This is a genomic window from Leucobacter sp. USHLN154, from assembly GCF_037145595.1.
Lineage (GTDB): Bacteria > Actinomycetota > Actinomycetes > Actinomycetales > Microbacteriaceae > Leucobacter > Leucobacter alluvii.
The window spans coordinates 56,052-80,113 of record NZ_JBBCXF010000005.1 but is presented as its reverse complement, the minus strand read 5'-3'; the positions used below and the strand labels follow the sequence as shown (position 1 = coordinate 80,113).

The window sequence follows — 24,062 nt, the reverse complement described above, 5'->3', positions numbered from 1 at the left end:
CCCGGCCGCGCGCCACCGCTAGCGTCCGGTGACCAGCATGTCGGCGAACCCGGCGACCCGCTGCTGCAGGCGCTCGATGCGCCGCTCCCGATCGGCCGCCATGTCGAATCCGTCGTACGGCACGGGCGGGTCGGTGCGCACGACCCAGGAGCACTGGAAGTTCCGGCAGACGAGTGTGCCGACGGTGTTGCCCCGACGGCCCGATTCGCCGACGCGGCGCGCGGAGAAGAACACGACCTCGTTGATCAGCCGGGCGTCGCGGCACCACTCGCAGATCTGCCGGCGCTGCGGCGATGCGTCGGCCTGCCTCAGCAGGATGCCGGTCGGAGTGCCGTCGGGCGCGGGCAGCACGACATAGGCGCGCTTGGCGAATTTCGGATCATGCCAGCCGAAGTAGTCGAGCGCATCCCAGTCGCGGGCCTCGAGGTCTTCGGGGAGCCCGGCGACGGAGACCTCTTTCCGTGAGGCGTTGACGAAGCTGGAGCGGATGGATGCCGCGGTGAGCGGGAGCATGGGAGAACCTGTTCGTACGGGGCGTTCCGAGGTGCGGCCCCGGCAGAGGTGCGCGGCGAGCGACGGCGTCGGAAGAGGCCGGTGTGTGATGGGGAGCGCACCCGGATCGGGCGCGGAAGCGCGTCTCGGCGGGGCCGCACCTGCGGCTCGCATCGCCGAGCGATCGATCAGCTGTCGAGGGCGGATGCTCCGCCGCCGACCTCCTGACGCCCGAGGGCCGTCTGCTTCGTACCGTTCACCCGACCACGGTAGCATGCGGTCAGCACCGCCGCGATCGAGAAGGAGCACCATGCCCAGTGAATACGACGTCATTGTGATCGGTGCCGGCCCCGTCGGCGAGAACGTGGCAGACCGGGCCGTGCAGGGCGGTCTCACGGTCGCGCTGATCGAGGCCGAGCTCGTCGGCGGCGAGTGCTCCTACTGGGCGTGCATGCCGTCGAAGGCCCTGCTGCGTTCGAGTGAAGCCGTGCGCGCCGCCGGCCGACTGGAAGGCGCGAAGCAGGCGGTCACCGGGTCGGTCGACGCAGCTGCGGTGCTGCGCCGTCGCGATGCCTTCACGAACGGGTGGGACGATTCGGGCCAGGTCGAGTGGGTGGCGAGTGCCGGCATCGACCTCGTGCGCGGTCACGGAGTGATCTCGGGCGAGCGAGAGGTCACCGTGCGGTCTGCGGAGAGCGTGACGGAGAGCGCGGCGACGAGCGACGCGGCGACCGATGCGGCGAGCGAGCGCGTGCTCAGCGCCCGGCATGCCGTCGTCGTCGCGACCGGCTCGGCGGCGCTCCTTCCCGACATTCCGGGACTCGCCGAATCGAGCCCCTGGACGAACCGCGAAGCGACCAGCGCAGAGCAGATCCCCTCGCGACTCGCCATCATCGGCGGGGGCGTGATCGCGGCCGAGCTCGCCACCGCGTTCGCGTCGCTCGGTTCGCACGTGACCGCTCTCGTGCGGAGCGAGCTGCTCTCGGGCCAGGAGCCGTTCGCCGGCGAACTGGTCGGTGCGGCGCTGCGCGAGCTCGGCGTCGACCTCCGCCTCCGCACCTCGCCCGCGTCGGTTGAGCGCGGCGACGACGGCGTGGTGCGCGTCACGACCGACGAAGGCGATGTGGTCGAAGCCGACGAGATCCTCGTCGCAACCGGCCGGGTGCCCCGCACCTCCGACCTCGGCGTGGAGCGGATCGGACTCGAGCCCGGTCGCTGGCTCGAAACCGACGACACCTTGCTCGTGCTCGGCGCCGACGGCGCACCCCTCGCCGGCGACTGGCTCTACGCCGTGGGCGATGTCAATCACCGCGCGCTCCTCACGCACCAGGGCAAGTACCAGGCGCGTGCGGCCGGCGACGCGATCGCCGCCCGCGCGAACGGCACTGCGCTGCACGATGAGCGCTGGGGGCGCCACGTCGCGACCGCCGACCACGCCGCGGTGCCCCAGGTCACATTCACCGATCCGCCCGTCGCCTCGGTCGGATTGACCGCGGCCGAAGCGGAGAAGCAGGGCGTCTTGACGCGGGTCGTCGACTTCGAGATCGGCAGCGTCGCCGGTGCGAGCCTGCACGCCGACGGGTACCGCGGCACGGCGCGCATGGTCGTCGACGAGGATCGCGGGGTGCTCGTCGGCGCGACCTTCGTCGGCCCCGACGTGCACGAGCTCCTCCACTCGGCCACGGTGGCCATCGTCGGCGAGGTTCCGCTCGAACGGCTCTGGCACGCGGTGCCGTCGTATCCGACGATCAGCGAGATCTGGCTGCGGCTGCTCGAGACGTACGGGCGTTCGAACGAGCAGGTCGAGCAGTAGGGCGATCCTGCGCCAGGGTCACGCGCCGGTGGTCGGTAGCGCCTCGGCCTGCGCTTCGGCCTCGGGCTCGCTCACCGCTCGCTCCCCCGGCGGGAGTCGCTTCATGTCTTGCGCGGGGAAGACGACCTTCTGCACGATGATGATGACGCTCGCCGCGACGGGGATCGCGACGAGCGCGCCGAGAATGCCGCCGAGTGCACCGCCGCCGACGGCTGCGATCACGACGAGGGATCCGGGTACGGCGACCGCCCGGCTCATGATGCGCGGGCTCAGCACGTATGCCTCGATCTGCATGTAGACGAGATAGTAGATACCCGCGATGAGGGCGGTCGTCGGCGAGTTCACCAAGCAGACCGCGGTGATGATGATCGATGCGGAGAGCGTGCCCACCAGCGGGATCAGCGATCCGACGAACGCGATCAGCGCCAGCAGCGCCGGGAGCGGTGCATCGATGATGCTCAGGAAGATGAGGCTGAGCACACCGTTGCAGAGCGCGAGGCTCACCTGCCCGATCACATAGCGTCCGACCGCACCCGAGACGTCTTCGAGCAGCTCCCGGAAGCGGGGTCGGTGGTAGGCGGGCACGAATCGCACGACGAGCCGCTTCATCGCCCGCATCGATGCCATGAAGTAGAGGGTCAGGATCAGCACGATGATGACCCCGGTCACGCCGCCCGCGATGCCGGCTCCGACCGCAACGATGCCGCCGCCGATCTCGCCGAGGTTCGTGGGATCCTGCAGGAAGTCGAGCGCGCCCGAGATGGCATTGTCGAAGTTCGTGCCGAGCTGATCGGTGAGCCACGCGTACCAGTCGGAGTGGATGACGTCGCCGACCATCTGCGGGGCGTTCTCGACCAGGTTGCCGATCTGCTTCACGAGCACCGGCACGATCGCGAGCAGTATGCCAGCGCAGGCCAGGAGCACTCCGCCGACGACGACCGCGACCGCCGCGCCTCTCGGCAGCCGACGCTCGATGCGCGACACGATGGGGTCGAGACCGAGGGAGAGGAAGAGGGCGACGCCGACGTAGACGAGCACTGTGCCGAGTTGCCCGATGATCGCGCCGATGAGCAGCGCGACGAGCACCCCCAGCGCTCCGAGCAGACCGAAGGTGAACGGATTGATACGCGCGCCGTTGCCCCACGGGATGTACCCCGGGCTGGAGGCCGCCGTGGTCGGCAGCTCATCTGCGCCGACCTTGTCTGCGCCGTCTTTCGCAGTCCACCACCGCAGCATGTCGTTCCCCCTCGTCGCGGCGCAGAGCTCAGCGCCGCCTGCTGCCAGTGGATCACTCGGCAGGGTCCGGGTCAAGCTCATCCCGTTGTGCGTCGCCGCGTGTCGCGCTACCGTTGGCCGCAACGACGCGCGTACGGGTGCGGTGGTTCGGAGGAGCGACGATGGCGCAGCAGCAGAACGACGGCGATGGATTCTCCCGCGAAGAGCGAGCCTCGATGCGCGCACGAGCCGCGGAGCTGAAGGCGGAGGCGAAACGCGCCAAGAACGCGGAGAAGGCGGCAGCGGAGGCGGCGGAGGTCGCAGCCAAGATCGAGGCGATGCCCGATGAGGATCGGCGGATGGCCGAGCGCGTGCACCGGATCGTGGCCGAGGAAGCCCCCGGTCTGGCTCCGAAGCTCTACTACGGTCAGCCCGGCTACGCGCGCGACGGCAAGGTGATCGTGTTCTTCCGCAGCGGCCAGATGGACAAGCTGCGCTACTCGACGTTCGGGGTGAGCCCGCACGCCGAACTCGACGAGGCGAGCGGATTCTGGCCGACCTCGTGGGCGCTCATCGCCCCCACCGAGACCGCCTGGCAAGCGCTCGCTGACGTGGTGCGACGGGTGTCCACGGGCTCATAGCCGCTGCTCGCCCGGTGCTCCGCGCTCCCCCGCACCAGCGATGCTGCTGCTGGCCGCCGGCCTCGTGGGCGGACTGACGCTGGCGCTGCGGCGCCGACGCACCATCGGCTAGCGGCGCGCCCCTCCCCGGAGGGCCGCTCCGACGGCAGTGCCCCCGGAACCGTTCTGGTTCCGGGGGCACTGCCGTCTCTCGGCGACGTCTCGCGTCTACTCGGTGACGTTCGTCATCGTTGCGCGCCAGAAGAGATCTTCGACGTCTTCTGGGCTGACGCGAAATTCTCCGCCACCGTCGGCGCTGTTGCCAGGCCCCCACGGGTTGCGCATCCACACGCTTCCGTCGGGGTCGATGCGGGTGATGACGTAGGAGTGCGAGGTCACGACGTCGACCTCGCGGGAGTTGCCGTCGGGGTCGGTGACCGTGATCTGGTGGTCGCCGTTTCTGGGCGAGGAGATGACGACCTGCCCGCCGTCATCGAGCACCTCGCGCAGCTCGTCGACCTGGCCTTCGTCGAGTCCGGCGTAGTTGCTGTTCTCGATCACGTCGACGGGGTGACCGGTGATGATCTCCATGGCCTCGGCCGGCACTCCGCCGTCGATGAAGTCGTACCCGTACTCCTGACGGATCGCCGCCTCGTACAGCGCCGCGATCGAGGGCTTGTCGCCGCCGAAGATCCACCAGTCCCAGTCGCTCTGTTTCGCCCCGTTGTCGAAGACGTGCTCGACGAAGACCTCCTGCGGCTCCCCGTTCGAGTAGAGCGTCACCCAGTACCCCTCCTTCTCGGGGTCCCAGCGCACGTTGTCGCGAATGAACTCGTCGCCCTCGTCGCTGTCCAGCAGCGACACGATCGAGCTGAGCATGAAGCAGTCGCCGATGCTGCCCTGCGCGACGTCATCGGGGTCGAATGCGTCGTCGTCGAGGATGTTGTCCGAGACGCGCTCGTCGGGATCCTCTGGATCGTTGAACCACCCGAACGGATCCCACCAGGGTCGGCCGTCGCCCTCCTCGCCGATCGCGGCGCGCAGTTCATCGGCCGCCGTCGACGCCGCCTGCTGCACCTGCCCGAGCGCGCCGAACGCGGCGAGCTCCGCGCGCGCAACGGAGAGCGCTGCCGGAATGTCGAGCGGGTTGCTGCGCAGCGCCCGGGCCGCGCGATCCACATCGCCCTGGGCCTCGTCGTACTGCGACTGCGCCTCCCGCTGGACGGCCGCGTACCGGCGCAGCGTGCCGGCCGCCCCTTCGAGCGCGTCCGCGATGCGCAGGCTTTCGGGCAGCGTCTCCGAGGCAGCGGCGGTGTATGCGTCTGCAGCGGCACCGGTCCAGGTGTCCGGCCGCGCACGCGCGGCCTCGTTCCGGGCGCGCTCTGCGGCCTGCGCCCCGGTGTGCAGCGCAGCAGCGGCGGCCTCGACGGCCGCCGGATCGCCGAACGAGCTCACCACAGCCGCCACCTCAGTCGCACGCGCTCTGCTGCACCCTCGGCATCCGCACCCTCGGCATCCGCACGGTCGACATCCGCACCCTCGGCATGCTGGCCCTCGATTCCGACGACCTCGACGACGCAGAGCGCATGCACGCGCGCCCGATCCCCGACGGCCAACGTCGCGTCCGAGGGGCCGAGCACGCGCACCGAGCGACCGGGCTCGACGGATGAGACGCCGACCATCGTCCCGCAGATCCGAGACTGCGTGCCCGCGACCACCGTGCGCTCGATCCCGGCGAAGCCGAGCCACCCGACGGCCACGACCGCCCCTGCGACGGCCACCCCGCCGACGATCACGGTGATCCTGCGCCCGCGGCTCATGCGTCCGGCTCCGCGACCTCGATCGCTGCGGCGGTCTGCGTGCCATCCGGGCTGACGAAGATGTCGACGACGTGCACCGACCCACCGCCCGGCAGAGCCGCCGACTCGCCGGGGCCGAGCTCGACCGTGGTGCGGCCCTCCCGGCTCGAGATGCCGAGGCGTGCCGCGATTCCCCCGCCAGCGTCGGACGGCCGCAGCTTCGTCGCGATGAAGCCGATCGAGCAGCTCGTACCGCGCCGTTGCGCGCCCTGCCGCAGCAGCTCGGGAGCCCCGGTCACCGGAGCATCCCATCAGTGAGGGGCGCGTCGGCGCCGGCACCGACCATGTCACTCCCTGCAGCACCCGCGGCCGCACCGAAGACCGCACCGTATCGCCCGATTCCGGCGACGAGCTCGTCTTCGACCGCGCTCATATCGTCGAGGGTGTCGCGCACCCCCGTGTCGAGCGCCGCCCACCGCTCGGCGAGTCGGTCGGCCTCGCGACGCATCGCCGCTTCGAACGATGCGACGGCGCTGCCGAGCACCTGCGGCCCGAACGCCGCCGCGCCCGGCAGCTGCGGAACAGCCTCACCGACGTCTTCTGCAGCGGTTCGCAGATGCTTGCGAATGGTCGCCACGTCGTCGGCATCGATCGCGATCGTCACGCTTGCCCTCCCCCGAGTTCCCTGCGTGACATCATACGGCGACCGTCACGCCTCGTCGTCGACCCCGCTCACGTCGGGGTGCTTGCGCAGGCGCAGGATCGCCCAGGCGAGCCCGCCCCACAGAATGCCGATGGAGAGCACCATCATGACGAGTGCGCTGGTGGTCATCGTGTTCCCCCTGAGTTTCGGCGAGTGGCTGAGGCTTCCTTGGCGACCGTGATGAGATCGTTCATCTCCGTGTGCAGTTGCTCGGGTTCATCGGGAACGAACGTATCGGCATCGGAGCGGCGGTACCTGCGGTAGCTCATCGCGAACGAGAAGATCGCGAGCAGGGCGATCGCGCCCCACCCGATCGTCGTGATGAACCAGGTGGGGAACCCGCCGTAGCCCTCGGTGAGGTACTCGGCGACGCCGCGCACCAGGATGACCGCGAGAATCACGGGGGTCACCGCCGTCACGGCGATCGTCCACACCCGGCCGAGCTTCAGCGACGACAGGGCGTTGAGGTGCGAGCGCAGGCTCGGTACGGCGCGGAACACCCACGCGACGAGCACGAGCGTCGCGACGGCCGAGCCGGTGACGCCGATGTTGTTGACGAACGCGTCGAGCACATCGAGGACGTTGAGCCCGGACGACGTGCCGAACAGCAGCACGGAGGGGATGCCTGCCGCGAGGCCGACGGTGACCGCGACGCGGCGGGTCGACCAGCCGGTCTTGTCCTGCAGCGACCCGGTGACCACCTGGTAGATCGACAGCAGCGACGAGAACCCGGCGAGCACGAGCGATCCGAAGAACAGCACCCCCATGAAGGCGCCCGCCGGCATCTCGCTGAGGAGTGTCGGGAACGTCATGAAGGCGAGCGCAACACCGCTCAGCCCTTCGAGGTCGTCGATCTGCACGTTCTGCGAGTAGGCCAGGAACCCGAGTGCCGCGAACACGCCGATGCCCGCGAGGATCTCGAACGCGCAGTTCGCGAAGGCGACGACGAGGCCGGAGCCGGCGAGGTCGCTGCGCCGCTTCATGTACGAGGAGTACGTGAGCATGATGCCGAAGGCGATCGAGAATGAGAAGAAGATGTGGCCGTAGGCGGCGAGCCACACCGCGGGATTCGCGAGGGCGGCGAAGTCGGGTTCGAAGAACTGGTTGATGCCGTCCCAGGCGCCGGGCAGCGTCATCGCGTAGACGACGATGATCACGAAGACGATGACGAGCAGCGGCAGCGTGATGCGGTTCGCGCGATCGAGACCGCGGCGGAGCCCCAGTGACATCACGATGATCGCGGCGATCCACACGATGAGCAGTGTGATGAGCACGGCGGGCACGAAGTCGAAGGTCACGCCGGGCGCCTCTGCGAGCTGCAGGTACTCGCCGGTGAAGAAGCCGACCGCGTCGTCGCCCCACTGGCGGCCGAAGCTGAACCAGACGAAGCCGAGCGCCCAGGCGATGATCACCGCGTAGTAGGTGAGGATCAGGAAGGACACGCCCACCTGCCACCAGCCGAGCGGCTCTGCCTTGCGATTGAGCCGTTTGAAGGCGAGCGGCGGCGCCGCGCGGTACTTGTGGCCGATCGCGTAGTCCAGGAAGAGGATCGGCAGACCGGCGGTCAAGAAGGCGACGAGATACGGGATCAGGAACGCCCCGCCGCCGTTCTCGTAGGCGACACCGGGGAATCGCCAGATGTTGCCGAGCCCGACGGCCGAGCTGATGGCCGCGATGATGAAGGCGCTGCGCCGCCCCCACGTCTCGCGTTCGGGCGCACTGGTCTTCACCGATTCAGTCACGCAGATACGGTAGCAGGCCGGACGGCCCCTCGCGATCACCGCTCCGCTGGGTGGGAAGCGAGAATACCGCGTCGCTTGTTCTCGCTTCTGGCCGTGAGCGAGAATAACGGCATCACTACTCTCGCTTCGCGCCTCCGCACGCAGATCTCCCGGCTGGAGCCCCCGCACCGCCTCGCCGGAGTGGATCTCGCGCGCGGGTTGGCCGTGATCGGGGTCTTCGCCGCGCACCTCGCCGTGATCACACCGTTGGAGTGGGGAGATCCCGGCACCTGGTCGGGGCTCGTCGAGGGCCGGTCCGCTGTGCTCTTCGCGATGCTCGCTGGGGTGTCGCTCGGCATCATCTCGGCGGCGTCTCGGCGTCGTCGGGTGGGCGCGGCCGAGTCGGTCGATCGGTCGAGGCCGCTCTGGGGGCTCCGCACGCAGTTGCTGCTGCGCGGCATCCTGCTCTGGCTGCTCGGGATCTGGCTCGACGATCTCGATGTGCCCGTGTACGTCATCCTTCCCGCGTACGGCGCGCTCTTCGTGCTGGCGATCCCCTTCACCTCGCTCCCCGCACGGCATCTGTTCGCCCTCGCGGCGGTGCTCGCCGTCGGTGCTCCGTTCGTCGTGTGGTGGATCAACTCGATGGTCGCCCGCAGCGATGATCCGGTGTCAGTCGAGGAGTCGCTCCGCCTCATCGCCTGGAACTACCCGCTTCCGCTGTGGCTGGCGTTCATGCTCTGCGGCATGGCGACCGGGGCGCTGCTGATGCGCTCGTGGAAGTTCGCGTGGCCGCTGCTCGCGGTGGGCATCGTGCTCGCCGTCGTCGGATACGGCGTGGTCGGCCCCGCCGGTCTCGCCGCGGTCGGCGTCGGCCCGACCGAGTGGTGGGTCGCCGCGTTGAGCGACGCACCGCACTCGTCAGGGGTCGGCGAGGCCCTCGGCTCTGGCGGATTCGCCCTCGCGATCACCTGCGCCGCCGTGCTCGTGTGCATGACTCTCCTGCGCTGGATCGCGTTGCCCCTGCGGGCAGTCGGTTCGATGCCGCTCACCGCCTACGTCGTGCACATCGGCATCTGGGCGATCTGGATCGCGGCCGAGACCGCGCGCGACCCCGGCGTCGACCCGTCGCAGGGATTCCGCGCGCTGGACCCGTTCTGGCCGATGACGGCGGGCGTGCTGGTGGGATGCACGGCGTGGGCGCTGCTCGTGGGCCAGGGCCCGCTGGAGTGGGTGCTCGGCAAGCTCACCAAGGCGCCGCGGTGGAGACGGCGCTAAGCCGCTGCCGCCTCGCGCAGCTGGTCGAGGAGGCCCGCCCGCGAATACCGGTGCGGAAACACGCCGGCCTCCACGTAGTCGAGCACGCTGCGCCCGTCGGGCAGCGCGGGGGCGTGCAGGTCGAGCTCGCCCCGCATGAGCAGCGTGTGCACGAGCGGCTCGAACTCGGCTTCCTCCGCGTCGCGGTCGGCCAGCTGCACGAGCGGGTGCCGTGCGACGCTCGGGCCGCCGAGCCCGGGGCCCGCCTGCGCGCCGGCTTCGAGCAGTCGGATGAGCAGGAGCAGATCGTCGGCCTCCAGCGTCGGGTTCTCGAACAGCACGTTGATCGGCGTCAGGTGCGAGAGCTGGATCGAGGCGTCGATGTCGTCGACGTCTTCGAGGAGCAGCATCGCGAGCTCGCGGCGGTTGCGCGGGTCGGGGTTCGCGAGCGCGGCGTCGAGCACGTACCGGCGCGCTGGCATGCCGAGCACCGTGTCGAGAAACTGGTTCAGCGTGCCCGTGAGCGCGACCTGGTGCACGTCGCCGAGCTGCGCATACGCCGCCTCGGCTTCGTCGAGCGTCACCCGGTTGCCGAATACCACGCTCGAGTAGCGGTCGTCGGCGAGGATGTCGGGGGTGAGACTCTCACCCGCTCCGACCGCCCACTGCAGCTGCGGCACGCCGGTCGCGTCGGAGTACAGCGTGGCGAACGGGTTACCCGTGCCCGTCCGCACCTGCTGCAGCATGCCCGTCGACGCGCGCCAATCACTCTCGTCGCGCCAGAACACGGCTTGCACGGCAGGGAGCGAGGTCGCGGTGCGCAGCAGACCGGGAATCGGCGGGCGATCCGGATCGGCACCGCCCGGCCGCGTCACCACCGGATACAGGCCGGCGGGGTCGCGGTCCGTCACGAGTGATAGCAGGTCGACCGGAACGCCGCGGAAGAGCTCGGCCTGATCCTCGAACGACGACCGCGCGACGGCCGCGGCGGTGTCATCGACCGGATAGGACATGAGCAGACCGCGCCCGTCGTGAGCGAAGTGCCACACCCAGTAGTGATCGTCGGCCCGGATGCGCCCGCGCACCGCGTTCGGTCGCAGATCGGATCCCGCGAGGCTCGGCCCGCGCCACGAGATCTCGTGCGGTGCGGCTTCGCCCGCCACCTGTGCGGCGAGCGCGCCGATGACCCGCGTGCGCTGGCGCAGCTCCCACGTGCGGGTGCCGCGCATCAGGTCGATGACCGCGTCGGCTCGGCCGATCACGATGATCGCCTGCGGCTCCTCGGCGTAACTCGGGTCGGGAGCACCCGCGATCAGCAGCACTGCGTGGCCGTTCACCCACCACATCGGCGCGTTCATCAGCCCGACCGCGCGCATCACCCGCGCCACCGGCGTCTTGCGCTCCATGCTCGTCTTCGGTTCGCGCGCCTGCATCTCGAAGGCGGGCCCCCACCGATTCTCCATCGCGTCGCTCAGCTCCGTGACCCAGGCCTGCAACACGTCGACCGACCAGGGCTCGGCGAGGGCGATCACCGAGCGCAGCACGCGGCCGCCCATGGCGCGCAGCTCGCGGCCGCCGACGCGGAACGTGCGATCCTGCACATCGACCTGCTCCGGGTCGAAATCCCACCACTTCTCGGTCGCCCGCTCGATCTCCAGCACCATCTCGGCGTGGGTCGTGTCGCGCGGCAGCCCGTAGCCGAGGCGCTCAGCGTCGGACGGGCGCGGCTGCTCGGGGTACGGGCACGCCGCGAAGACCTGCTCGATCTGCGCGCGGCGATCCTCACTGGTGCGCCCCGAGAAGTCTTCGAGGGTGAACGATCCGCCGAGGCGGTAGGGCTTGCGCACGGCCTCGGCGAATCCGAAGTCGTCCATGCCGAAGTCGTTGAGGCTGCCGATCTCGAGCAGACTGCGCGTCACCCGCCAGTGCTCCCCGTCGAACCACACGGCGCCCGAGATGAGCGGCAGCGGCTGGTCGCCCAGCATGCGGAATTCGAGCTCGTGCTCGGCCGGCTCGCCGCGGCCGTTCTCGGTGCGGGCGGCGATCAGCTCGCGCAGATCCTCGGGCACGCCGTCGAGCATGCGGGCGATGAGGATCAGCTGCGCCTCCTCCAGTTGCTCCTCGGAGGGCTCGTCCGCGTGCTCCGCCTCCGCGAGCTGATCGGCGATGAGCTGCTCGGCGGCGCTGGAGACGAAATCGGACTGGGGATCCTGCATGAGCACCAGCGCCCGGCCGTCATCGGTGAACGTCCACACCGTTGTGGTGGCGTTCCTCGCCCGCAGGCTGAAGCGGGACGCCTCGAGCGCGGTGTCGCGCACGCGCACCTCTCCCTGGCCGGCGAGCGCGCTCATGAGCCAGGCGCGACGGCGCAGCTCGGTGAGGTGCTCGCCGTGCATCAGGAGGTCGTGCACCGTGATCTCATCGTCGGCGAGCACCGCCATGCCGCCGAAGGCGTACTCGCGGGGCATGACGACGAGGATCTGGCGGAGCATGCTCGTCATCGGCTCGCCGTCCCAGCTGGTGAGGAGCACGCAGCAGAGCGCACCGCGATCCCACATCTCGGCCTCTTCGATGCGCACCGCGACCATGAGGTAGTCGAGAATGCCCTCAGGCTCCATCGAGACCCCCACGAGCTTGGGGGTGCGCACGAGCGGCGTGCCCCACGACTCGCGCAGCACCCGGCGCACACCCTGCGCCCACGTGTCGGCGACCTCGGCGTAACCGCCCGGCGGCAGCTCGCGGTCTGCTGGGGCGCCCTCGGTGAGCGTCCGGTCCTCTTTCGGGTCGTAGCCGCCGAGCGGCAGGATCCAGACGCCCTGCGCCTGCTCTCCCTCGACGCCCTCGAACGTGAACTCCTCACCGGTCTCGCTCGAGATCAGGTGGTCGACGAGCCGTTCGCAGAAGCCGGGCACGTCGTCGAGGCCGAACGGCGGCTCGAAGATCGGCAGTCCGTCGTCGTCCTCGTCGTCGGCGCTCGTGCCGCCCGTGCCGCCGTTGGTTCCGGTGTCTTCGGTCATCGCTCACTCGCCGTTCTCGAATCGGGCCCCGTACGCGGCTTACGCTAGCAAAGGGGCGCCGGTTGCGGCAGGGCCGCGTGCGTCGGCGTCGGTGAGAGATCCGGCGTCGATGAGAGATTCCTTGGCAGGAGCGCTGTGCGCCTCGGCTTCGGTGACAGATTCGGCGTCGGTGAGACGCATCCCCCGGCGATCGCCTCACCGACGCCGAATCTCCGACGGTCGGCACCGACCGCGTCGGAGTACACTCACCTCATGGTCTCGAAGGCGGCAACGATCGACGAGTATCTGGCCGCGCTCGATCCGGAGCCTCGCGCCGAGCTCGAACGGATTCGCGCGCTCGTGACATCGCTCGTGCCCGACGCTGTCGAGTCGATGAGCTACGGGATGCCGACCCTCTCCTATCTGGGGCGGGCGCTCGTCTACTTCACGGCGTCGAAGAAGCACCTGAGCTTCTACCCGTCGTCATGGGCGCTCGAAGAGCTGCAGGATCGACTCACCCCGTACAAGACCACCGCGCATGCCGTGCAGTTCACGCTGCAGGCGCCGCTCCCTGATGAGCTCATCGCGGATCTCGTGCGCGTGCACGTGCGCGAGATCGAGGCGAAGCGGCAGTAGGGGCGGCGCACTGGGCCATCGGATCGAGCGGCGCCACCTCATCGACGTGCCCGACGGTGATGCGGATCTCCGCCGGCAGACCCGTGAGCTGCAGCACCACGTCGGCGATCTCTCGGTGGAGGTCGCGCACGGTTTCGGCGGCGCCGCGGGATCGCACGACTCCGACGGTGCACTCCACCTCGACCTCTGCGTCCCTCTGCTCGACCCGTACCGCGGAAGCCGGGCCGTCACCGATTCCGAGGAGTCTGGTGCCCGAGTCGATGACGCTGCGCACAGCGGCGCCCCGTCGGAGGATCGAAGCCACCCCGGGTACGGCGAGCGCCGCGGCCTCGATCCGCGAGGCGAGCAGCTCGTTCGACATCGCACTCATCACTGCGCTCCCCCTTGCTGCGTCACGCCGTGCAGATCGTGTACGACGATGTCGATCGCTGCGACATTCATGACCGCGTGACTCGCGAGACGAGCGGCGATGGCGGCGCGCAGCCGTTCCACCTCGGCCGGGATCGATCGGCCGTGCGCGATGCTCACCTCAGCGCACACAGTGACCGGCTCACCGGGTTCGGTCACGTCTCCGTCGAGCCGCACCCGTCCGATGAGCACACCGGGAACGTCATGCTCCGCGGCGCGCACGATACCTCGAATCGCGCCCTCGGTGATGCCGAGATCGGCGCCGGCATCCGGGCTCGGTATGGGCACCCGCCGCCCGGCTCTGGCGTCGAGGGTGATTCCGCTGAGCACTTTCTGCACCCAGCCCTCGTCGGCCTCTGGTTCGGCTGCCGTATCCGCGGCGAGCAGCTCGGGTGTGAGTCGTCTCAGCCGTTGGAGCGCGTCGAGCGCGATTCGGCACCCCGCGGAGCCCTCGATGGCTGTGTTCACCGGCGTGCGGCCGGCGTCGAGGTAGTCGGAGAGCTCTTCGATCGTGTGACCGTCGAGATCGTCCGGTTCCATCCCTGGGCCGCTCGGATCCGGCATGTTGATGTCGTTCATCGCCACTGCTCCATCCGAACGATGATGTCTTTTCGTGCGCGGGCAAGCAACCCTCGCACGGTCGAACGCGGGATCTGCAGCTCTTCGGCGATCTCGTCGTAGGAGCTGCCGCCGATCTCACGCATGACCCAGCACTCTCGTTGCGATTCCGGAAGCTCGTTCAGCGCCGCGTGCAGCGCCGCGATACCGGCACGAGCCTCGACTTGCCGTGACGGAGTTGAGCGCGGTGACGCCGGCAGTTCGACGGCGTCCACGTCCGAGTGCGGTCTGGCGGCTCGGAGCCGGTCGATTGCTTTGCGACTGGTGATGCGCATCAGCCAACTCTTCACCTTTCCCGGGTCTTCGAGGCCGGGAAGCTGTTCCCAGGCCGTCACGAATGCGTCTTGCACGACGTCGTCGACATCCGCTGTTCCGTTGAGCAGCCGACGAGCGTAGGCGCGCATCATCGGCGTATACCTGCGCACCAGCACCGCGAAGGCCTCCGGGTCGCCGTCTGCTGCTCGACCTGCGACGATCCGGTCGTCGGCTGCCGCTATGCCGAGCGCGCGATCTTCACCACTCACCCTGTATCGCCCCATCCTTCGCAGGCCCTCGCTCGGGAGGACCCATGCGCGCAGACGCTGTCATGCGCTGACCTTATCGTGTTCCGACGTTGAACTTGACGAGCGCCGGTGCTGCCACCGCCTCCCCGCTGGCCGTCACCGAATCGCTCACTGCACGCGCGACCCGTCTGCCGAGAGCCGCGACCGTATTCCGGATCGGATCGTCACGAGCGTCGGCGTCTCGCGCCCCAGCAGCATCGAGAGGTTCTCAGTCAGCTGGCCGATCGTCTCCGCGACCTCGCGCGGCGACGCCTGCTGGCGCGGTGTGACGCTCACGTGGAGCACATCGGCGCCTCGCACCTTTCGTGCGGCGACCCGGAACGAGAGGATCTCGGGGCGCCCGGCCAGGGCGTGCGTGAAGGCGTCCACGGCGAACCCGTGACCGACGGTGACGGCGCCCTGAGCTCCGTCGCCCGCTTCTTGGCGAATCACCGTTCTGCTCTTGCCCCCGCCGAGTCGGGCGACGATCACGCAAGCGACCACCACGACGGCGAGCAGCACGGCGAGCACTGCGAGCGCGAACCAGCTCACCGGCGTCGATTCATTCAGTCGGGTCCTTTCGACCGCCTCGTGCATCCATGCGGTCGCAGCGTCGGCGCCCTGCAGCCAGGCGTCTGCGAAGCGACTCCACAGTGCCGGGGCGACCGCGGCCGCGCCGACGGCGACGAGTACGATGCCGGCTCCGAAGAGAATGCTGCGGTTCAGACCCCGATTGGTGGCATTCATCGAACATCTCCTTCCTCGTCGATGGGCTTCGCGATGCGGACGTGCACCGTGAGGGTCCGCGACAGGTCGTAGCGAGCGAGCTCCTCCTCGGCAGTGCGGCGAAGCCGCGCTTTCTCGATGCTCTGGCCCGGCTCGGGTCGTGCCGTGACGTCGATGCTGCGGGATCCCACTCCGACCACGACCGCGCCTCTCGCGAGATCGAACGTGCGCCGCACCTGTTCGGCGATCGACGATGCGATCACGCCGTTGTCGCAGACGACCGCAGTCGAGCAGCCGGCCATCGCCTGCTTCGGTCGACGACCGGGGGCGAGGGCGAGCCAGATCAAGATGAGGCCCACGGCCACCGCAATGACTCCACCCGCGATCACGGCACCGGCCGGTTGCGCCTGGGGCAGATCCGCCAGCCACTGCAGGCCAGCTCCCGGGGAGAGCAGCATCGGATCACGGCCGGCGACGTCGCGGACGATCTCGATGCCCGCCAGCACCGCAGCAGCGCTGACGGCCACGAGCACGATCACCGCTGCGACGGTGCGCGGCGAGTGCGTCTCACGACGCACGACCCGCTGCAGCACGGTGTTCGACATCTATCTCACCCGCTTTCGTTCGGCGACAATGGCACCGTTGACCGTGACGGAGACTCGGCGAATCTTCCGACCGGTGATCCGCTCCAGATCATCGGCGAGGGCGACTTGCACCGCGCGCACCCGCTCGATGATCGGGGGGCCCGATCGGATCGCCTCGGCATCGGCGAGGTCGGGGATCGGCAGCTTGGTCGACAGCCGCACCGCCAATCCCCCGCCCCACTCGACCACCTCGGCGTGCACGTCGTCGCGGGTCACGCCGACGGCTGCGGCCGACGCCTGGCGCGCGATCTTGCCGAGCACGCGCTCGTGCACGCGCACCCCGCCGGGCAGGGGTACATCAGTCTTCGGCGTCGTGGGATCCGGATCGGCGGCAGTTGCTGCGCTCATGACGACGTACGCCGCCCGGTGAACGCCCCGACGAGGGCGCGAGTGTCGATGCGACCCGACACGAGGGCCCCGATGAGAGCGCCGATCGCCATGAACACCGCGACGAGGAGAAATCCCCAGAATCCGAAGATCAGTGCGGCGAAGGCGAGCGCGGCGCCGATCGCCACTCCGGTCAGTGTCGCGTTCATGAAACGCGAGCCTCGACATCGGTGTCTTCTGCATCGTCACCGGGCAGGTGCACGTCGTTCACGGCGACGTTCACTTCGACGACCTGCAGCCCGACGAGGCGCGTGATCGCCGCGCCGACGGCGCTTCGAACGTTCTCGGCGACCTCCTGGATCGGCATCGGGTAGTCAACGACGATCGTGAGATCGGCGGCGACCTGCGTCTCGCCGACCTCGACTTTCACGCCCTGCGTGAGGTCAGTGGCGTTCACCGCGTCGCGGAGAGCGCCGAGTGCTCGAGCGCCGCCGCCGCCGAGGGCGTGCACGCCGGAGACCTCTCGTGCCGCGATGCCCGCGATCTTGGCGACGACGCCCTCCGCGATCGTGGTGCGGCCCGCCGAAGTCTCGGCGACCGATCCGGCGCCGGTCGCCGTCGACACGCGATCGACGCGTGCCGCCGGGCCGCGGTTCTTACCGACGGGCGCGGTTGCTGCATTCTCGAGCGTCGCCGACGTGTTCGTCTCGTTCGTAGCCATCTGCATTGCCTCCTGGGAATCGTCGGGCGGCAGATGTGCCGCTCCGTCTCTGGCGAGCGAAGTTGATCGCTCTACCCATTGGACGCGACCCGGGCACGATCTGTCACAAAAAATGTCAAACTTTTTTGCGCTCGGCGGTGAACCACGCCGTTGGACCGTTGGTGAGCAGCGGTGCCTCCCGCGTCCCGAAACGCACAGCGGCGTCCGGCCACGCGATGAAGTTTCCCTCCGCGCGCCGCGCAATGGCGGTCGTCGACGGATCGACGGCGAACACGCTCGTCCCCCCGTTGCGCACCAGGAGCATCAGCCCGCGAATGTACTCGGCGGTGCGGGCGTCCCCGAGCGGCACGGATGCGCGGAGTTCCCCGTTGTGCAAGCCGTCATCTGCAGACCGTGATCGCACCAGGCTCGCAAGGCCGGTTCCCACGATCGCATAGACCCACCCGCGACCGGACGGGTGCTGCACCACGTCATCGCGATGGAACGTGCTCTCGGAGACGATGCTCGTGTCCACGAGAGTGACGTGCGGGCCTGCGCACTCGCTCAGCGACGAGCGAAACGTCGGGGCGGGCGTCTCGGGTTGTTGAGCAGCGTCGACGAACCTCACTGCCGGCAGCGCAGACCGAATTGCAGCGCTGAGCTGTTCCTCATCCTCCACCGTCAGGAAGACGCACAACCGGTGGAGCTTCGACGGTGCGCTCATGACACCAGCGGTGACGTGATCTTGGTCGCCCGGTAGGAGTGCCCATCGTTCGTGACACTCCAGCGGCGCCAGTGCTTCGCTGACAGGCGGACGGGCAGGTGCTTCTGCACGTGAGCGGCAGCATCGTGCAGTCGGTCGTCGGCGGGCAACCCGAGCCAGAGCGAGAGTGAGGACGCGGTCGTACCGAATGCAGCACGCACCCCGGATGCACCGAGGAGGCGCCCGTACCCGTCAACCGCGAACCCGCCGAACGCGTCGGCGTCGATCCCGGTGTACGGCCTTCCTGTCACGGGATCGGTCAGAGCCGCCTGCGCGCTCCAGATCAGTGCGGCCAGTGGGTGCCCGTGCGCGGTGACCGCTCCCGAGTCGGCGCTACTCAGGGCGTCGAGCGCGGCATCGATGTTCTCCGAGCGAACCCGCCACTCAGTGGACGTGCGCTGTACGCTGTGCGGCCCGCCCAGTTGCGCCGTCGCGAACGCTATGAACCGGTCTGCGATGTCAGGCGGGCCTCCGGCCCAGAGCCGGAAGGACATCTCCGGCGCTCCGAGCGGCAGTACGGCGGCATCGAGGAACGACTGCACACTCTCGTACGCCTTGCGAGGATTCTTGGTGCGAAGCGAGTGCGCACCGCCCGCCGAGGCGGGCAGCCCGTCGTAGGTCACGACCTCCCGATTCACCACCACTCCTCCATTATCGCGATGACGACGACGCACGCGAAGCATGCGCGGGCGCGGCGGGGCGGGCACGGCGGGCCCGCAGGGCAGGGACGACGACAGCGCGCACCAGTACTCTGGGTTCTGGTGTGGACGACAGTCGACGGAGTCGGGGGCGGCGGATGCAGGTGTCAGCAGGCAGACGGACCATGGTGTTGCACAGCGCGCATCAGGATCGGTTCGATGCGCCGGACAGAGATTTCGTCTTCTACGATCAGCCCTACGACACCGAGCAGCTGTCGCGCATCACCGATGTTCACCTGTGGTCTCCACTCGAGGGACCCATCGACCGCCTCCCCGAGATCATCACAGCGATGACCGGACTGAAATCCCTCAGCATCGGGCCCGGGCGGGTCCTCCGCACCGTCGTCACCCAGCTGCGGCAAGGCGACCTCCCCGAGGGTCTGGAGGAGCTCTCCATACACATCAGTGAGCGGACCCTGGTGTGGCCGGACGTCGTGCTGCCGAACTTGAAAACCCTCTACGTCGGCGAACCCTTCCGCTTCACGACCGAGCACTTCCCCGAACTCCGGGCTCTCTCCCTCTACCCGCAGAGATCTCTGAACAACGTGCGGCAGGCGCTCGAGCTTCCGTTGGAGGAATTGAACCTCTTGAACGTGCCCACTGACGAGGGGATCTTCCGCCTCGTCGAACCGGTCGGGCTGCGCCGGCTCGGGTTGATCGGTGGACGCACACTGCCGAGCCTCACCGGGATCAGCGTGCTCCCCCAATTGGAGTCGTTGCGGCTGAAGAATCTCACCTCGCTCGGAGATATCTCGGAGTTGGCCACTCTGCAGCGACTCGAGGTCGTGAACATCCAGTACTGCAAGAAGATCACCGGCATCGCGGCCATCAACGACCTCCCGGCTCTCCGCAGGGCCACCCTGGTCGGTTGCGGCAACATCGGCCTCAAGACGATCGAGGCGAAACTGTCGACATTGGAGTGGGCGAACACCGGCGCGACCACGTGACCGGCCGCCCGAAGGGATTGCGCGGGAGTTGACACCATGACGGATCTTTGCAGGTCAGCGGCCGAATCGCTGCATGCGGTCGGATGGGCGTACGAGCCGCCCCTGTCTCCCGGCGGCGGTGTTCCTTCCGCGTTGCGCGCGGCCCCTGGAGCGGCGATCCGCTGGGTGTCCTCGTTCTCACTGCTGTCGAGCGCAGACGAGACGACGTGGTTCTGGTCTCGAGAGGATTACTCCTCCGGGCCGGAGCGCGCATTCGCGTGGAACGAGCTCGAACAGCTGAGCATCCAGGCGGCGATAACGAACGATGAGGCGGCCGCGGTTTCCCGCTTCTGGAGTCGCCACGTTCCCATCCTGCTCTCGGTTCGTGATGGCTACGAGTATTTGGCCGTGCGAGACGATGGAGCTGTCGTCCACGGAGCCGAGCCGGAGTTCGAAGACGCGAGCGTCGTATGCTCCCGTTTTGAGGATCTGCTGGAGTACATCGTCGAGTCGCCACCGCGACGCGATCACGTCGTCGATCGGGTGCTGTTCGGCACCGCCGTCGGCCACTGATCCCACCGAGCAGCACTCACGCCGGGGAAGGGCCCTCCGGTGTGCCCGGAGGAAGGCACTCGGAGGTGGAGATGACACGAGAAGCCGATAGCGCGCACCTGCTGCGTGATCCGCCGAGCTTCTCGAAGAAGCCCCGCCCCGATCGGGTCGGTGTCGGCGTGCGGCGTCGCGGCCTTCCGCCGCAGCTCGAGTGCTCCCGCGTTGACAACCCACCTAGGTATTGCAAGGCTGTTCAGCATGCCGACCAGTGATCGCACCGCGCAGCTGCGCAAGGGAGTGCTCGAACTGGCGATTCTCGCCGTGCTCGACCGCGAGGAGTGCTACTCGATCGAGATCATCGAGCAGCTCGGCGAGTATCCGGCGCTGACCGCGACCCCGGGCACGGTCTACCCGTTGCTCGCGCGACTCGACAAGGCTGACAAGGTGGAGACGCGCTGGGTGGAGGCCGCGGGCGGCCCGCCGCGCAAGTACTATCGACTCACCGACGAGGGCCGCGCCGCACTCACGGAAGGAGCGGCCGCATGGAGCGCCCTCAGCGGGGCGATGCACCGCATCTTGCAGCTGGAGGGCGACGCATGAAGATGTATCTGCGGGAGGTCGACGCGCACCTCGGCGCACTCTCACGGCAGGATCGGGTGCTCGCGCTCGAAGCGCTCGCAGCCCAGCTCGACGAGCTCTCCGAAGCCGGCATCGATCAGGTCGAGGCGCTGGGGCCGGCTCAGGATTACGCTGCGGATCTGCTCGAGGCGCTGACGAGCGACTCCCCTGCCGAGAACCCTAAGCTCCGCGTGCTCGGCGTGCCCGTCGAGCTGCGGGGACCGCTGAGCGCCGAGGTGCGGTCGCGCACCTGGAATCCCGAGAGCCCGCGGCTCTTCGTGCCGCGGTTGCTCGGCGCCGGGTGGACGGTCAACCTCGGCGCGCTCGCGGTGCGGATGCGGCTCATCCGCCCCGATGACGCCACGAGTGATGTGCTCGATCAGATTCCCGATCGCGCGGTGCGCACGGCGCAGCTCACTCCCCTCGTGATCGCGGCGGCATCGTCCGGCGCGTTGGCGCTGACCTGGAAGCGGCTCCCCGACCGCGTCGCCTCCGGCTTCGGCCTCACCGGGCGGCGCAATCGCTCCGGATCGAAGCGCGCACTCGCCGCTACCGCTGCGCTCGGCGTCGGCGCGGCACTGTGGGCCGCACGGGAGCAGACGTCGACCGAGGACCAGCTCGTGCGCACCGCGAGCGCGACGACGCTCACCGCGATGTCGGCTTCCGTGATCGCCGCATCGATACTCGACGCGCGGCGCCCGCGCGGCCGCTGGGGGCTGCTCGTCCCCGCGACCCTCCCCCTCGGGATCGCCGCAGCGCTCGCCGTGATCGTGCTGCCGTTGCGGGCGGGGCTGCGCCGTGCCTGGCGCGCGGCCGGTGCGGGTGCGGATACGACGCCGGCTCCGTAAGCGAAACGAACCCGCCTGGGCTGAGGCGGCGGCGCGCTGCGCGATCCGACCACCGAAACGGCTGACTTGACTCGGGTACTTTGTATTGCAAGGATGTAGGCAATACCTACCCGCTGGCTTCGCACGCCGAGAAAGAAGATCGCGCATGAATACGGATTTCCCCTCCCTGGCCACTACGACCGGGCTCATCGTCGTGATTGCCCTGTCGCTGCAGGCGCTACTCGCCGCGGTCAGCCTGCTGGTGCTCGTCAAGACCCCCACGCAGCGGGTGCAGTTCGGACGCAAGTGGCCGTGGGTCCTCATCATCCTGATCGCGAATACGATCGGGCCGATCCTGTTCCTCGCGGTGGGCCGCCGGCCCGCGCCCGTCGCCGACACTGCCGCGCAGGCTCCGGCGAACGTGGCGAGCACCGTCCAGGGCCTGTACGGCTCCGAGCCCGGTGCGACCGGGGCGCAGCGATGAGCGGCCCCCACGACTCCCCCGCGATCGAAACCCGTTCGCTCACGAAGCACTACGGATCGCGCCTCGCGCTCGACGGCCTGAATCTGCGGGTCGAGCGGGGGTCGGTGTTCGGCTTTCTCGGCGCGAATGGGGCGGGGAAGACGACGGCGATCCGGATCCTGCTCGCCCTCGCCCGCGCGACCAGCGGCAGCGCCCGCCTGCTCGACCACGCGCCCGGCAGCACCGAGGTGCGGCCCCTCATCGGCTACTGCCCCGATGTTCCCGGGTTTCCGTCGTGGATGACCGCGCGCGAGGTGCTCGAGCAGGCCGCGACGCTGTTTCAGCTCCCCCAGAGCACTGTTCGCCGCCGGGTTCCTGAGCTGCTCGAACTCACCGGCCTCGCCGACACCCGCGCCCGCGTCGGCGGATACTCACGCGGAATGCGCCAGCGACTCGGCCTCGCGCAGGCCTTCATCAACAGCCCGCAGCTGCTCGTGCTAGACGAACCGACCTCCGCACTCGACCCGATGGGCCGCCGAGCCGTGCTCGAACTCATCACCGAACTCAAAGGAAAGACGACCGTGTTCTTCTCCACGCACCTGCTGCCCGACGTCGAGCGCGTCTGCGACGACGTCGCAATTCTCAGCAACGGACGCGTCGCCGCCGAAGGTGCGCTCCGCGATGTGCGGGCCAGGCTCGGCGGATCGCGCAGTCGACTCGTCGTCGAGACCGATGAACCGGAGCGGCTGCGCGAGGCGCTTCGTGCTGCTACGAGGGTTGGTGCCGGATCCGGCTGGGTGCTCGACGTGGCCGAGGACGCCCCCGGGTCGCGCGCCCTCGTGGTCACCGTCGACGATGTCGAGGACGGCGCCGCCCGCGTCGCCGCCGTCGTGAGCTCGCTCAGTTGCCGCCTCTTCCGGCTCGAACCTCGCGCGGCCAGCCTCGAAGACGTATTCGTCGACCTCGTGGAGGGTGCCCGATGAACGCCATGCTTCCGCTCCTGCGCCTGCGCGCTCGCGAGGTCGTGCGCACCTGGCGCATCTGGGTGCTGCCCGTCGTGCTCGTCTTCCTCGCGGCGAGCGGCCCCCTCATCGCGCGCTTCACCAATGAGATTCTCGCCGGGGCGCTCGGCGGTGGCGAGCTCACCGCGCTCGCGCTGCCCGAGCCCACGGCCGCTGATGCGGCAGCGCGCTGGATCACCGACCTCTCACAGCTCGCCGTCTTCGTGGTCGTGATCATGGCCGCCGGAGCGATCAACACCGAAGTGCGCTCGGGCGTCGCGTCCCTGCTGCTTGTGAAGCCCGCCTCGCGGGCCGCGTATGTGGTGAGCCACGCGGTGGTGCTCGTGGGGTTTGTTGCGGTGTCGGCGTTCGTGGGGGCGTTGGTGTCTTGGGGTGTTACCTGGGTGGTGTTCGGTGGTGGTGGTGACGGCACTGGTGTTGACGGTGTTGGCGCCAACAATCTCGGGGCGATGCTCGGCGCGACCGGCCTGTGGGTCGTACTTGCCACGGTGCTCATCACGGTGTCGCTGCTCGCCTCGGCGACCTTCGACGCGATGGCGGCCGCCGCGGGCGTCGGCGTTGGCACGTTCTTCGTGCTCGCCCTGGCCGGTGTGGCGCCCCGTCTCGCGGAGTTCACCCCCGCGGGCCTCCTCCCAGCCGCCGCTGCGGTCGCGACGGGGACTCCCCCGGATGCTTCCGCGCTGTGGTGGCCGGTGGGGACCGGGCTCGGGGTGAGCGTGGTGCTGGTTGCGGTGGCTGTAGTGGTGTTTCGGCGCCGGGAGCTGCGGTGAGGCCGCGCAGAAGGCTTGCAACGTTCCACTGGCCGGAAATGGAAAGGCATACCCATCATGTTGAGCACTGCCTGATGTTGATCACACGGGATCGAGAGATTCGCTAAACGTCGGACTGGCCCAGCGCGCGACCGACGAGCAGGTGCCTCACCTATCAATCAGAGAGCTCAACGTGCTCGCCGAGGTCGCGATGGGATGATCCAACG

General features: G+C 69.1%; 30 protein-coding genes. 11 read left to right on the top strand and 19 right to left on the bottom strand.

The window, feature by feature from the left end; genetic code table 11:
- Nucleotides 1-18 precede the first annotated feature (18 nt).
- Entirely contained in the window at nucleotides 19-513 is a 495-nt protein-coding gene (locus tag WFH23_RS10145) for an FBP domain-containing protein (protein ID WP_200331277.1), read from the bottom strand.
- 289 nt (nucleotides 514-802) lie between these two features.
- Here WFH23_RS10145 and WFH23_RS10140 point away from each other — a divergent pair, with 289 nt between their 5' ends.
- A complete protein-coding gene (locus tag WFH23_RS10140; RefSeq protein ID WP_336662434.1) occupies nucleotides 803-2,305 on the top strand; it encodes a dihydrolipoyl dehydrogenase family protein in 1,503 nt (500 codons plus the stop codon).
- Nucleotides 2,306-2,323: 18 nt separating this feature from the next.
- Here the strand turns inward: WFH23_RS10140 and WFH23_RS10135 are convergent, their stop codons facing one another.
- On the bottom strand, nucleotides 2,324-3,622 hold the full coding sequence (locus WFH23_RS10135; RefSeq protein ID WP_336662433.1) for an AI-2E family transporter: 1,299 nt from the start codon (nucleotides 3,620-3,622) through the stop codon (nucleotides 2,324-2,326).
- Between the two features lie 80 nt (nucleotides 3,623-3,702).
- Here WFH23_RS10135 and WFH23_RS10130 point away from each other — a divergent pair, with 80 nt between their 5' ends.
- On the top strand, nucleotides 3,703-4,161 hold the full coding sequence (locus tag WFH23_RS10130; protein ID WP_336662432.1) for a DUF1801 domain-containing protein: 459 nt from the start codon (nucleotides 3,703-3,705) through the stop codon (nucleotides 4,159-4,161).
- A gap of 207 nt (nucleotides 4,162-4,368) precedes the next feature.
- Here the strand turns inward: WFH23_RS10130 and WFH23_RS10125 are convergent, their stop codons facing one another.
- Genes WFH23_RS10125 through WFH23_RS10100 form a run of 6 tightly spaced genes read right to left on the bottom strand, consistent with a single transcriptional unit; the run spans nucleotide 4,369 to nucleotide 8,384 of the window.
- Nucleotides 4,369-5,598, bottom strand: a complete 1,230-nt coding sequence (locus tag WFH23_RS10125) for a C2 family cysteine protease (RefSeq protein ID WP_336662431.1) — start codon at nucleotides 5,596-5,598, stop codon at nucleotides 4,369-4,371.
- Complete coding sequence (locus WFH23_RS10120) at nucleotides 5,592-5,960, bottom strand: hypothetical protein (RefSeq protein ID WP_336662430.1); 369 nt, start codon at nucleotides 5,958-5,960, stop codon at nucleotides 5,592-5,594. The genes WFH23_RS10125 and WFH23_RS10120 overlap by 7 nt, the downstream gene beginning before the upstream one ends.
- Nucleotides 5,957-6,238 (bottom strand): hypothetical protein, encoded by a 282-nt coding sequence (locus WFH23_RS10115; RefSeq protein WP_090151158.1) that lies wholly within the window; start codon nucleotides 6,236-6,238, stop codon nucleotides 5,957-5,959. The genes WFH23_RS10120 and WFH23_RS10115 overlap by 4 nt, the downstream gene beginning before the upstream one ends.
- On the bottom strand, nucleotides 6,235-6,603 hold the full coding sequence (locus WFH23_RS10110) for a hypothetical protein (protein ID WP_336662429.1): 369 nt from the start codon (nucleotides 6,601-6,603) through the stop codon (nucleotides 6,235-6,237). The genes WFH23_RS10115 and WFH23_RS10110 overlap by 4 nt, the downstream gene beginning before the upstream one ends.
- Before the next feature lie 45 nt (nucleotides 6,604-6,648).
- A complete protein-coding gene (locus tag WFH23_RS10105; RefSeq protein WP_336662428.1) occupies nucleotides 6,649-6,771 on the bottom strand; it encodes a methionine/alanine import family NSS transporter small subunit in 123 nt (40 codons plus the stop codon).
- Nucleotides 6,768-8,384 (bottom strand): sodium-dependent transporter, encoded by a 1,617-nt coding sequence (locus tag WFH23_RS10100; RefSeq protein ID WP_336662427.1) that lies wholly within the window; start codon nucleotides 8,382-8,384, stop codon nucleotides 6,768-6,770. The genes WFH23_RS10105 and WFH23_RS10100 overlap by 4 nt, the downstream gene beginning before the upstream one ends.
- Before the next feature lie 93 nt (nucleotides 8,385-8,477).
- Here WFH23_RS10100 and WFH23_RS10095 point away from each other — a divergent pair, with 93 nt between their 5' ends.
- Nucleotides 8,478-9,641, top strand: coding sequence for a heparan-alpha-glucosaminide N-acetyltransferase domain-containing protein (locus WFH23_RS10095; protein WP_336662426.1), 1,164 nt, complete (start codon nucleotides 8,478-8,480; stop codon nucleotides 9,639-9,641).
- Here WFH23_RS10095 and WFH23_RS10090 read toward each other — a convergent pair.
- Nucleotides 9,638-12,637 (bottom strand): hypothetical protein, encoded by a 3,000-nt coding sequence (locus WFH23_RS10090; RefSeq protein ID WP_336662425.1) that lies wholly within the window; start codon nucleotides 12,635-12,637, stop codon nucleotides 9,638-9,640. The two genes, WFH23_RS10095 and WFH23_RS10090, sit on opposite strands and share 4 nt — an antisense overlap.
- Nucleotides 12,638-12,889: 252 nt before the next feature.
- Between WFH23_RS10090 and WFH23_RS10085 the strand changes: the two genes are divergently transcribed.
- Complete coding sequence (locus WFH23_RS10085) at nucleotides 12,890-13,252, top strand: DUF1801 domain-containing protein (RefSeq protein ID WP_090151173.1); 363 nt, start codon at nucleotides 12,890-12,892, stop codon at nucleotides 13,250-13,252.
- Here the strand turns inward: WFH23_RS10085 and WFH23_RS10080 are convergent.
- The 10 genes from WFH23_RS10080 to WFH23_RS10035 all read right to left on the bottom strand — a co-directional run bounded on the left by WFH23_RS10080 (nucleotide 13,197) and on the right by WFH23_RS10035 (nucleotide 18,618).
- Nucleotides 13,197-13,622 (bottom strand): hypothetical protein, encoded by a 426-nt coding sequence (locus WFH23_RS10080; RefSeq protein WP_336662424.1) that lies wholly within the window; start codon nucleotides 13,620-13,622, stop codon nucleotides 13,197-13,199. The genes WFH23_RS10085 and WFH23_RS10080 overlap by 56 nt on opposite strands.
- Nucleotides 13,622-14,239, bottom strand: coding sequence for a hypothetical protein (locus tag WFH23_RS10075; protein ID WP_336662423.1), 618 nt, complete (start codon nucleotides 14,237-14,239; stop codon nucleotides 13,622-13,624). The genes WFH23_RS10080 and WFH23_RS10075 overlap by 1 nt, the downstream gene beginning before the upstream one ends.
- Nucleotides 14,236-14,817, bottom strand: coding sequence for a sigma-70 family RNA polymerase sigma factor (locus WFH23_RS10070; protein ID WP_090151178.1), 582 nt, complete (start codon nucleotides 14,815-14,817; stop codon nucleotides 14,236-14,238). Before WFH23_RS10070 ends, WFH23_RS10075 begins: the two co-directional genes overlap by 4 nt.
- Nucleotides 14,818-14,949: 132 nt before the next feature.
- Nucleotides 14,950-15,567 carry a hypothetical protein gene (locus WFH23_RS10065; RefSeq protein WP_336662422.1) on the bottom strand — a complete coding sequence of 206 codons (618 nt, stop codon included), beginning with the start codon at nucleotides 15,565-15,567 and terminating at the stop codon, nucleotides 14,950-14,952.
- Nucleotides 15,564-16,151, bottom strand: coding sequence for a DNA/RNA endonuclease G (locus WFH23_RS10060; RefSeq protein ID WP_336662421.1), 588 nt, complete (start codon nucleotides 16,149-16,151; stop codon nucleotides 15,564-15,566). Before WFH23_RS10060 ends, WFH23_RS10065 begins: the two co-directional genes overlap by 4 nt.
- The gene (locus tag WFH23_RS10055; RefSeq protein WP_090151187.1) at nucleotides 16,152-16,538 is read right to left on the bottom strand and encodes an NTP pyrophosphohydrolase; all 387 of its coding nucleotides are present in this window, start codon (nucleotides 16,536-16,538) and stop codon (nucleotides 16,152-16,154) included.
- Nucleotides 16,535-16,726: a DUF2273 domain-containing protein gene (locus WFH23_RS10050; RefSeq protein ID WP_336662420.1), complete on the bottom strand. Its 192-nt coding sequence runs from the start codon at nucleotides 16,724-16,726 to the stop codon at nucleotides 16,535-16,537. The genes WFH23_RS10055 and WFH23_RS10050 overlap by 4 nt, the downstream gene beginning before the upstream one ends.
- Nucleotides 16,723-17,238: an Asp23/Gls24 family envelope stress response protein gene (locus tag WFH23_RS10045; RefSeq protein ID WP_211648933.1), complete on the bottom strand. Its 516-nt coding sequence runs from the start codon at nucleotides 17,236-17,238 to the stop codon at nucleotides 16,723-16,725. Before WFH23_RS10045 ends, WFH23_RS10050 begins: the two co-directional genes overlap by 4 nt.
- A 115-nt stretch (nucleotides 17,239-17,353) precedes the next feature.
- Entirely contained in the window at nucleotides 17,354-17,941 is a 588-nt protein-coding gene (locus WFH23_RS10040) for a hypothetical protein (protein WP_336662419.1), read from the bottom strand.
- Nucleotides 17,938-18,618: a hypothetical protein gene (locus WFH23_RS10035; RefSeq protein WP_336662418.1), complete on the bottom strand. Its 681-nt coding sequence runs from the start codon at nucleotides 18,616-18,618 to the stop codon at nucleotides 17,938-17,940. Before WFH23_RS10035 ends, WFH23_RS10040 begins: the two co-directional genes overlap by 4 nt.
- Nucleotides 18,619-18,803: 185 nt before the next feature.
- Here WFH23_RS10035 and WFH23_RS10030 point away from each other — a divergent pair, with 185 nt between their 5' ends.
- From WFH23_RS10030 to WFH23_RS10000, 7 genes are all read left to right on the top strand, one after another.
- Nucleotides 18,804-19,625 carry a hypothetical protein gene (locus WFH23_RS10030; RefSeq protein WP_336662417.1) on the top strand — a complete coding sequence of 274 codons (822 nt, stop codon included), beginning with the start codon at nucleotides 18,804-18,806 and terminating at the stop codon, nucleotides 19,623-19,625.
- A 36-nt stretch (nucleotides 19,626-19,661) separates the two neighbouring features.
- Nucleotides 19,662-20,177 carry a hypothetical protein gene (locus WFH23_RS10025; protein WP_336662416.1) on the top strand — a complete coding sequence of 172 codons (516 nt, stop codon included), beginning with the start codon at nucleotides 19,662-19,664 and terminating at the stop codon, nucleotides 20,175-20,177.
- A gap of 237 nt (nucleotides 20,178-20,414) precedes the next feature.
- Nucleotides 20,415-20,756, top strand: coding sequence for a PadR family transcriptional regulator (locus WFH23_RS10020; RefSeq protein ID WP_211648940.1), 342 nt, complete (start codon nucleotides 20,415-20,417; stop codon nucleotides 20,754-20,756).
- Complete coding sequence (locus WFH23_RS10015) at nucleotides 20,753-21,622, top strand: DUF5808 domain-containing protein (RefSeq protein ID WP_336662415.1); 870 nt, start codon at nucleotides 20,753-20,755, stop codon at nucleotides 21,620-21,622. Before WFH23_RS10020 ends, WFH23_RS10015 begins: the two co-directional genes overlap by 4 nt.
- Nucleotides 21,623-21,767: 145 nt before the next feature.
- Nucleotides 21,768-22,085, top strand: a complete 318-nt coding sequence (locus WFH23_RS10010) for a PLD nuclease N-terminal domain-containing protein (RefSeq protein WP_336662414.1) — start codon at nucleotides 21,768-21,770, stop codon at nucleotides 22,083-22,085.
- Nucleotides 22,082-23,047 carry an ABC transporter ATP-binding protein gene (locus WFH23_RS10005; RefSeq protein ID WP_336662413.1) on the top strand — a complete coding sequence of 322 codons (966 nt, stop codon included), beginning with the start codon at nucleotides 22,082-22,084 and terminating at the stop codon, nucleotides 23,045-23,047. The genes WFH23_RS10010 and WFH23_RS10005 overlap by 4 nt, the downstream gene beginning before the upstream one ends.
- On the top strand, nucleotides 23,044-23,856 hold the full coding sequence (locus WFH23_RS10000) for an ABC transporter permease subunit (RefSeq protein WP_336662412.1): 813 nt from the start codon (nucleotides 23,044-23,046) through the stop codon (nucleotides 23,854-23,856). Before WFH23_RS10005 ends, WFH23_RS10000 begins: the two co-directional genes overlap by 4 nt.
- The last annotated feature ends 206 nt before the right edge of the window (nucleotides 23,857-24,062 follow it).